Here is a 7,680-nt window from a genome sequence, read left to right as displayed (position 1 = left end):
AACGGCGTCTACGCACCCGGCAGATGCGAAGGGCAACTTTCCAAGATCGCGGCGGGTTCGTGGACCTCGTCCGGGTGAACCGGGCGGGGTAGTCGCGGTGCCGCCGTCGGGGGCGGGAGTTGGATGCGGGCATGGACGAGGTGGACGCGGTGGAGCTGCGGCGGGCGTACGAGCTGGTACTGGCGGAAGTGGACGCGGGCGGGTTCGGGCCGCCGGCGGACGGGGAGCTGGGCGCCGACCAGATCGTGGCGCACCTGGCCGCCAACGACGAGCTGATGAGCGAGGCGACCGAGGCGGTGCTGGCCGGCTCGCCGTTCGCCTACTACGACCTGGAGACGATCCACCGGCCGCAGCTCGACGCGCTGGTCTCCGAGTGTGGCGGGTTGGACGCCCTGGCCGCCCTGCTCCGGGCCACGAGCCAGAAGCTCTGTGCGCTGGCCGAACGGCTCGGGCCGGCCGCCGAGACCTCGGTCGACACCGTGCTCCGCGAGGGCTTCGACCTGGACGTGGACGAGTCGCTGCCCTGGGGCCGGGTGTTGGACCTGCACACGCGCGTCCACCTGCCGATGCATCTGGCCCAGTTGCGCGCCCTGCGCCGGCAACCGCATCTCGCCTGAGCCGCAGGTCAACGCCCATCGCCAGGGCGCCGCGCCGCCCCGCGACCTGCGGTGCACGCGCCGAGGTCGCCCCGGCCGGGACCAGTCCGGCCTGAGCCGCAGGTCGCGCCAGGCAGGGGCCGCCACCGGCCGCCGTTGTCCTGAGCCGCAGGTCGGGCCAGGCAGGGGCCGCGTTGCTGGCCTGAGCCGCCGGTCAGGGCGGGTGGGCGGCGAGGCCGCGCCGGTCGCGGTTGCTCGCCGGTGGGTCAGGATCGGCGGAACGTGCGCCGGTACGCCGTGGGGGCGACGCCGACCCGGTGGTGGAAGTGCTGCCGGAAGGCGGCGGTGGTGCCGAAGCCGGCTTGCCGGGCGACCTGGTCGACGGTCAGCTCGGTGCTCTCCAGCAGCAGCCGGGCGTGCTCGGTGCGTTGCTGGAGCAGCCACTGCGCCGGGCTCAGCCCGGTCTCCGAACGGAAGTGCCGGGTGAACGTCCGTACGCTCATCCGCGCGTGCGCGGCCAGATCGCGTAGGGCGACCGGCTCGTGCAGCCGGTGCCGGGCCCACTCCCGGGTGGCGGCGGTGCCGGCCTCCGCGGCCCGGGGGACCGGGCGCTCGATGTACTGGGCCTGACCGCCGTCCCGCCACGGCGGCACCACGCAGCGGCGGGCGGCCCGGTTGGCCACCTCGCTGCCGTGGTCGGTGCGGATGACGTGCAGGCAGAGGTCGATGCCGGCGGCCACCCCGGCCGAGGTGAGCACGTCGCCGGTGTCGAGGAAGAGCACGTCCGGGTCGAGGTCCACCGCCGGGTGCAGCCGGCGGAACAGGTCCGCGTACGCCCAGTGGGTGGTGGCCCGGCGTCCGTCGAGCAGGCCGGCGGCGGCGAGCACGAACGCCCCCGTGCAGATCGACATGATCCGCGCGCCCCGCTGGTGGGCGGCCCGCAGCGCTGCGGTGACCGCCGGGTCGAAGACGCCGTCGAACCGGGTTGACCAGGCGTGGACGCCGGGAACGATCACCGTGTCGGCGGTCTCGGTCAGCTCCAGGCCGTGCTCGGGGACGACCTGGTAGCCGCCGGTGCTGCGGACGGGTCGCCCCCCGGCCGTGCAGGTGTCGACGGTGTAGAGGGGCCGCAGGTCGTCGGTGCGGGCCGAGCCGAAGACCTGGGCGGGGGTGCCGAGGTCGAGCCCGACCACCTGGTCGACGGCGAGCACCGCGATCCGGTGCGGGGCGAACGTCATGGCCCGATTATTGCGCATGATGGCTTTCCGGCCACTCGTCGTGCCGTCCGCTGCCCCCGAGACTCGGAGCGTGACCCGACACCGTCTTCATCCGGCCTGGCTCGTGGCCGGCGTCTCCTTCGTCGCGCTGGTCGGCGCGGCCGGCTTCCGTGCCACGCCCGGGGTGCTGCTGCACCCGCTGCACGCGGAGTTCGGCTGGCCGCTCGCCACCATCTCCGCCGCCGTCTCGGTCAACCTGATGCTCTACGGGCTCACCGCCCCCTTCGCCGCCGCGTTGATGGACCGGTTCGGCATCCGCCGGGTGGTGGCTGCCGCGCTGGTGCTGGTCGCCCTCGGTAGCGGGCTCACCGTGGCGATGAGCGCGAGCTGGCAGTTGATCCTCTGCTGGGGCGTGCTGGTCGGCCTCGGCACCGGTTCGATGGCCCTCGCCTTCGTGGCGACCGTCACCGGGCGCTGGTTCGTCCACCGTCGCGGCCTGGTCACCGGTGTGCTCACCGCCGGTGGGGCCGCCGGCCAGCTCGTCTTCCTCCCGCTGGTCGCCGTGCTGGTCCGCGACCACGGCTGGCGGGTGGCCGCGCTGGTCGTCGCCGGGGCCGCGCTGGCGGTCGTACCTCTGGTGGGGTGGCTGCTGCGCGAGCACCCGGCGGATCTCGGCCTGCCCGCCTACGGCGCGACCGAGGTGGTGCCCCCGACGCCGCCGGCCGGCGGGGCGGCGGCCCGGGCGGTCGGCGCGCTCAGCGCCGCCGCGCGCACCCGGCCGTTCTGGCTGCTCGCCGGCGGCTTCGCGATCTGCGGCGCGACCACCAACGGCCTGGTCGGCACCCACTTCGTGCCGGCCGCGCACGACCACGGCATGCCGGAGACCACCGCCGCCGGCCTGCTCGCCCTGGTCGGCCTCTTCGACATCGCCGGTACGGTGGCCTCCGGCTGGCTCACCGACCGGATGGACAGCCGGCTGCTGCTCGGCACCTACTACGCCCTGCGCGGAGCGTCGCTGCTGGTGCTGCCGAGCCTCTTCGCCGGCACCGCGCAGCCGAGCATGCTGGTGTTCATCGTCTTCTACGGCCTCGACTGGGTGGCCACCGTGCCGCCGACCGTGGCGCTGTGCCGCGAATACTTCGGCGCGTCCGGCGCGGTGGTCTTCGGCTGGGTCTTCGCCGCCCACCAGGTCGGCGCGGCCCTCGCCGCGACCGCCGCCGGCCTGGTCCGCGACCACCTCGGCAACTACGCCCCGGCCTGGTACGCCGCCGGCGCGTTGTCGATCGGGGCAGCCGGGCTCTCCCTGCGACTGCGCCGCAGGGCGGACGAGCCGGCGTTCGTGGTGCCCGTCGCCGTCGGGCGTCGGGCCTGGAGCTACCGGGGCTGACCGGTCAGCCGGCGGTCCACTGCTGCTCGCGGGAGCCGGTGCAGGGGGCCTGCACGAGCTTGGTGCCGGGCTGGGTGCCGGCCCCCTCGGGCTGCGCGCACTTGCCGCTGTGTACCGCGACCAGCAGCACCGCGCCCGGGCCGGCGGGCTGCAACCGCCACTGCTGGTTGCCCTGCCCGTGGCACGGGTACTGCTGGAGCTTGGCCCCGTCGTCGGTGCTGCCGCCCTCGACGTCCAGGCACTGACCGTAGGCGGCCACGGTGAGCGCCACCGCGTCCGGGGCGAGCTGACTGGCCACCCACTGCTGCTCCGGCCCGCCGGTGCACGGGGCGAGCTGCGCCTTTGCCTGCTGCTGGTCGCTCTCCAGCCCGAGGCAGAGCCCGGAGGGCACCGAGTGGAACACCTTCGGCCCGTTCGCCGGGGCGGGCGGTGTGGTCGGCGCGGTGCTGGGCGACGGCGCGGCCTTGGTGGTGGGCGCGGCCGCCGTGCTGGGCGCGGCCGCCGCCGCGCTGGTCCGGGCCGCGCTGGACCCGCCGGCGGCCGCCGCCGGCACCACCGGCCGCTCGCCGCCGCCACCGCCGAGCACGCCGGTGGCGAAGAAGAGCCCCAGGAATACGCCGGCCACCGCCACGCCCAGCGCCATCCGCATCAGCGGGTCCTGCGGCAGGCCGGGGCGGCCCGGGCGGCGGGCGCCGTAGACGGTGCCCGGCGGGTCGGTGTGCGGGTCGGCCATGAGGGCATCCTTGCCCACCGCGTCCGTCGATGGCCAGTCGCCTCGACGGCGCGTGACTCAGTCGACGACCTTCACGTCCTTCCAGAAGGCCACCCGGTCGCGCACCATTTCCGCGTCCGGCTTCGGGTCCGGGTAGTACCAGACGGCGTCCTGGCTGGTCCGGCCCGTGTCTTCGAGGGTGTAGTAGGAGGCGGTGCCCTTCCACGGGCAGACCGTGTGGGTGGCGGAGTCGCGGATCAGATCGTCGCGCAACGCCGTACGGGGGAAGTAGTGGTTGCCCTCGACCACCACGGTGTCGTCGCTCTCCGCGATGACCAGGTCGTTCCAGACGGCTTTCGGCATCCCTCCACGCTATGCCGGCCGGGCCGGGCCGGCCAGTGGTCAGCGGGTGGGTTCCGGGTCGGTGACGTCGGCGACGGTGGCGCCCAGGGTGGCGAGGGCCGCGTCCGCGTCGACCGCCACGGCCACCCCGTGCTCACCCGCGCCGAGGGTGATCTCCCGGCCGCGCAGCCGTTCGTCGGCGACGACCGGCCAGGCGGTGGTTGAGCCGAACGGGGTGATGGTGCCGCGCTCGTAGCCGGTCGCCGCCCTGGCCGCCGCGGCGTCCGGCATGGACATCCGGCTCACCGCCAGCAGCGCGCGCAGCTTGGGCCAGGAGATCACCCGGTCGCCGGGGGTGAGCACGAACAGGTGGTCGTCCTCGCCCCGCCGGACCACGATGGTCTTGACCACGTCGGGCACCGCGACACCGCGCGCCTGCGCCGCCTCGGCGAGGCTGCGGACCGGTCCGTGCCGGATCACCCGGTAGGGCAGGCCGGCGGCGTCGAGGGCGGCGAGGGCGGGGGAGGGCATGCCCGCCACGGTAACCCGGTTGTCGCACGTCCGACCCCAAACCGCCACTGTGGTCATCCCACCAATCGTCGTACCCGGGCGTAAGGTGATCTCATGCACGCTGTCCGTGATCATGAACGGGCGGTGGACACGCTGCGGCGCTCCTACGCCGCGGTGCCCGCCGGGGAACCCGTACGGCTGGCCAAGCAGACCTCCAACCTGTTCCGTCCCCGATCCGCGCCCCGCACGCCGGGGCTCGACGTCAGCGGCCTGACCGGGGTGCTGGCCGTCGACCCGACCGCCCGCACCGCCGAGGTGCAGGGCATGTGCACCTACGAGGACCTGGTCGACGCGACCCTGCCGCACGGGCTGATGCCGTTGGTGGTGCCGCAGCTGCGGACCATCACCCTGGGCGGCGCGGTGACCGGCCTGGGCATCGAGTCCACCTCGTTCCGCAACGGCCTGCCGCACGAGTCGGTGCTGGAGATGGACGTGCTCACCGGGGCCGGCGACATCGTCACCGCCCGGCCGGAAGGGGAGCACGCCGAACTGTTCCGGGCCTTCCCCAACTCGCTCGGCAGCCTCGGGTACGCCACCCGGCTGCGCATCGAACTGCAGCCGGCCCGCCGGTACGTGGCGCTGCGCAACATCCGGTTCACCCGTCTCGAGGAGTTGACCGACGCGATCGGCGAGGTGATCGCCAAGGGCTCCTGGGAGGGCGAGCCGGTCGACGCGATGGACGGGGTGATGTTCAGCCCCGGCGAGGCGTACCTGGTACTGGGCACGTTCACCGACGACGTGGTTGGTCGGCCCAGCGACTACACCGGCCAGGAGATCTACTACCGCTCGCTGCGCCGGCGTACCCGGGACGTGCTCACCGCGTACGACTACCTCTGGCGCTGGGACACCGACTGGTTCTGGTGCTCGGCGGCGTTCGGGGTGCAGCACCCGGTGGTCCGCCGGCTCTGGCCCCAGCGCTACCGGCGCAGCGACTTCTACCACCGGCTGGTGCGGCTGGAGCACCGCCACCAGGTGGCCGCCCGGATCGACCGCTGGCGCGGCCGGCCGGCCCGGGAGCGGGTGGTGCAGGACGTGGAGATCCCGCTCGGCGGAACGGCCGAGTTCCTGCGCTGGTTCACCCGCAACGTGGGGATGACCCCGGTCTGGCTGTGCCCGCTGCGGCTGCGCGAGCCGGCCGGCCCCGGATCGGCCCGGGCGTGGCCGCTGTATCCCCTCCAGCCCGGGGAAAGCTATGTGAACATCGGTTTCTGGGGGAGCGTGCCGATCACCGGGGGCGCCGCGGATGGCGACGTCAACCGGGCGGTCGAGCGCGCGGTGTCGGAGGTGGGCGGGCACAAGTCGCTCTACTCCGACGCGTACTACGAACGGGACGAGTTCGACCGGCTCTACGGCGGCGACCTCTGGCGCGTCGCACGGGACCGGTACGACCCGGACCACCGGCTCACGGGACTCTACGAAAAGGCGGTGGCACGACAGTGAGCTTGATCGACCGTGAACAGGGGGCGGCCGACGCCCCGTCCGGCCCGCCGGCGGGCGGCCGGCGTACCGGCCCTACCGTCGCCGACGTGGTCCGCGCGGTCACCACCGGCGACCTGCCCATCCGCATCACCGGGTACGACGGCAGCGCGCTCGGCCCGGCCGACGCCGGGATCACCCTGGCGATCCGCTCCGAGCGGGGCCTGTCGTACCTGCTCACCGCGCCGGGCGACCTGGGCATGGCCCGGGCGTACGTGAGCGGCGACCTGGGGCTGGAGGGCGTGCACCCGGGTGACCCGTACGAGGCGTTCAAGGTGCTCAAGGACCAGGTGCACCTGCGCATCCCGGCGGTGGGTGAGGCGCTGGCCCTGGTCCGAGGGCTGGGCTGGGAGCGGCTGATGCCGCCGCCGCCCCCACCGCAGGAGGCCGCGCCGCGCTGGAAGCGGGTGATGAACGGGCTGCGCCACTCGCGGACCCGGGACAGCAACGCGATCTCCCACCACTACGACGTCTCGAACGCCTTCTACGAGAAGGTGCTCGGCCCGTCCATGACGTACACCTGCGCGGTCTTCCACAGCGCGGACGACACGCTGGAGCAGGCGCAGCGGGCCAAGTACGACCTGGTCGCCGGCAAGCTGGCACTCAGCCCGGGAATGCGGCTGCTCGACGTCGGCTGCGGCTGGGGCGGCATGGTCCGGCACGCGGCCCGGGAGTACGGCGTCAAGGCGCTCGGCGTGACCCTGTCGCAGGCGCAGGCGCAGTGGGCGCAGGCGGCGATCGAGCGGGAGGGGCTGGGTGACCTCGCCGAGGTGCGGCACCTGGATTACCGCGACGCGCCGCGCGAGCAGTTCGACGCGATCTCCTCGATCGGGCTGACCGAGCACATCGGCGTGCGCAACTACCCGACCTACTTCGGGGCGCTGCGCAGCCGGCTCAAGCCGGGCGGACGGCTGCTCAACCACTGCATCACCCGCGCGGACAACCGCGCCCCGCACCGTTCCGGCGCCTTCATCGACCGGTACGTCTTCCCTGACGGTGAGCTGGCCGGGCCGGGCCGGCTGATCAGCGAGATCCACGACGCCGGGCTGGAGGTGCACCACGAGGAGAACCTGCGCCAGCACTACGCGCTGACCCTGGCCGGCTGGTGCCGCAACCTGGTCGAGCACTGGGACTTCTGCGTGAACGAGGTCGGCCCGGGCACGGCTCGGGTGTGGGGGCTCTACATGGCCGGCTCCCGGATGGCCTTCGAGCGCAACGGCATCCAGCTGCATCAGGTGCTCGCCACGCACAATGGACCGCAGGGGGTCAACGGCTACCCGCTGCGTCCCGACTGGACGCCCTGACCCCGGTACGCCCCGACGAAAGGCCGCGCGGACCGCGCGGCCTTTCGTCGATCCCATTGACAAAGAAGTTTTGTAC

The 7,680-nt window shown here is 73.8% G+C and carries 8 protein-coding genes; 4 read left to right on the top strand and 4 right to left on the bottom strand.

Going from position 1 to position 7,680, the window contains the following annotated elements; translation table 11 throughout:
* Nucleotides 1-131: 131 nt before the first annotated feature.
* On the top strand, nucleotides 132-617 hold the full coding sequence (locus tag ACL02O_RS19155; protein WP_412819463.1) for a hypothetical protein: 486 nt from the start codon (nucleotides 132-134) through the stop codon (nucleotides 615-617).
* Between the two features lie 245 nt (nucleotides 618-862).
* Here the strand turns inward: ACL02O_RS19155 and ACL02O_RS19150 are convergent, their stop codons facing one another.
* A complete protein-coding gene (locus ACL02O_RS19150; protein ID WP_412819462.1) occupies nucleotides 863-1,852 on the bottom strand; it encodes a GlxA family transcriptional regulator in 990 nt (329 codons plus the stop codon).
* Between the two features lie 52 nt (nucleotides 1,853-1,904).
* Here ACL02O_RS19150 and ACL02O_RS19145 point away from each other — a divergent pair, with 52 nt between their 5' ends.
* Nucleotides 1,905-3,200, top strand: a complete 1,296-nt coding sequence (locus ACL02O_RS19145) for an MFS transporter (protein WP_412819461.1) — start codon at nucleotides 1,905-1,907, stop codon at nucleotides 3,198-3,200.
* Between the two features lie 4 nt (nucleotides 3,201-3,204).
* Here the strand turns inward: ACL02O_RS19145 and ACL02O_RS19140 are convergent, their stop codons facing one another.
* Genes ACL02O_RS19140 through ACL02O_RS19130 form a run of 3 tightly spaced genes read right to left on the bottom strand, consistent with a single transcriptional unit; the run spans nucleotide 3,205 to nucleotide 4,785 of the window.
* A complete protein-coding gene (locus ACL02O_RS19140; RefSeq protein ID WP_412819460.1) occupies nucleotides 3,205-3,933 on the bottom strand; it encodes an RICIN domain-containing protein in 729 nt (242 codons plus the stop codon).
* A gap of 57 nt (nucleotides 3,934-3,990) precedes the next feature.
* Complete coding sequence (locus ACL02O_RS19135) at nucleotides 3,991-4,275, bottom strand: DUF427 domain-containing protein (RefSeq protein ID WP_412819459.1); 285 nt, start codon at nucleotides 4,273-4,275, stop codon at nucleotides 3,991-3,993.
* A gap of 39 nt (nucleotides 4,276-4,314) precedes the next feature.
* On the bottom strand, nucleotides 4,315-4,785 hold the full coding sequence (locus ACL02O_RS19130) for an aminoacyl-tRNA deacylase (RefSeq protein ID WP_412819458.1): 471 nt from the start codon (nucleotides 4,783-4,785) through the stop codon (nucleotides 4,315-4,317).
* Nucleotides 4,786-4,878: 93 nt separating this feature from the next.
* Here ACL02O_RS19130 and ACL02O_RS19125 point away from each other — a divergent pair, with 93 nt between their 5' ends.
* Nucleotides 4,879-6,264 (top strand): FAD-binding oxidoreductase, encoded by a 1,386-nt coding sequence (locus ACL02O_RS19125; RefSeq protein ID WP_412819457.1) that lies wholly within the window; start codon nucleotides 4,879-4,881, stop codon nucleotides 6,262-6,264.
* Complete coding sequence (locus ACL02O_RS19120) at nucleotides 6,261-7,604, top strand: class I SAM-dependent methyltransferase (protein WP_412819456.1); 1,344 nt, start codon at nucleotides 6,261-6,263, stop codon at nucleotides 7,602-7,604. The genes ACL02O_RS19125 and ACL02O_RS19120 overlap by 4 nt, the downstream gene beginning before the upstream one ends.
* Nucleotides 7,605-7,680 lie beyond the last annotated feature (76 nt).

Origin of the sequence: Micromonospora mangrovicola (genome assembly GCF_047200535.1) — a bacterium.
Taxonomy (GTDB): domain Bacteria; phylum Actinomycetota; class Actinomycetes; order Mycobacteriales; family Micromonosporaceae; genus Micromonospora.
This window is presented reverse-complemented; position numbering and strand designations above follow the sequence as displayed.

Excerpts from the sequence above, each read along its gene's own strand:
- ACL02O_RS19155 (WP_412819463.1), top strand. The coding sequence starts at position 132 with ATGGACGAGGTGGACGCGGTGGAGCTGCGGCGGGCGTACGAGCTGGTA.
- ACL02O_RS19150 (WP_412819462.1), bottom strand. The coding sequence starts at position 1,852 with ATGCGCAATAATCGGGCCATGACGTTCGCCCCGCACCGGATCGCGGTG.
- ACL02O_RS19140 (WP_412819460.1), bottom strand. The coding sequence starts at position 3,933 with ATGGCCGACCCGCACACCGACCCGCCGGGCACCGTCTACGGCGCCCGC.
- ACL02O_RS19135 (WP_412819459.1), bottom strand. The coding sequence starts at position 4,275 with ATGCCGAAAGCCGTCTGGAACGACCTGGTCATCGCGGAGAGCGACGAC.
- ACL02O_RS19130 (WP_412819458.1), bottom strand. The coding sequence starts at position 4,785 with ATGCCCTCCCCCGCCCTCGCCGCCCTCGACGCCGCCGGCCTGCCCTAC.
- ACL02O_RS19125 (WP_412819457.1), top strand. The coding sequence starts at position 4,879 with ATGCACGCTGTCCGTGATCATGAACGGGCGGTGGACACGCTGCGGCGC.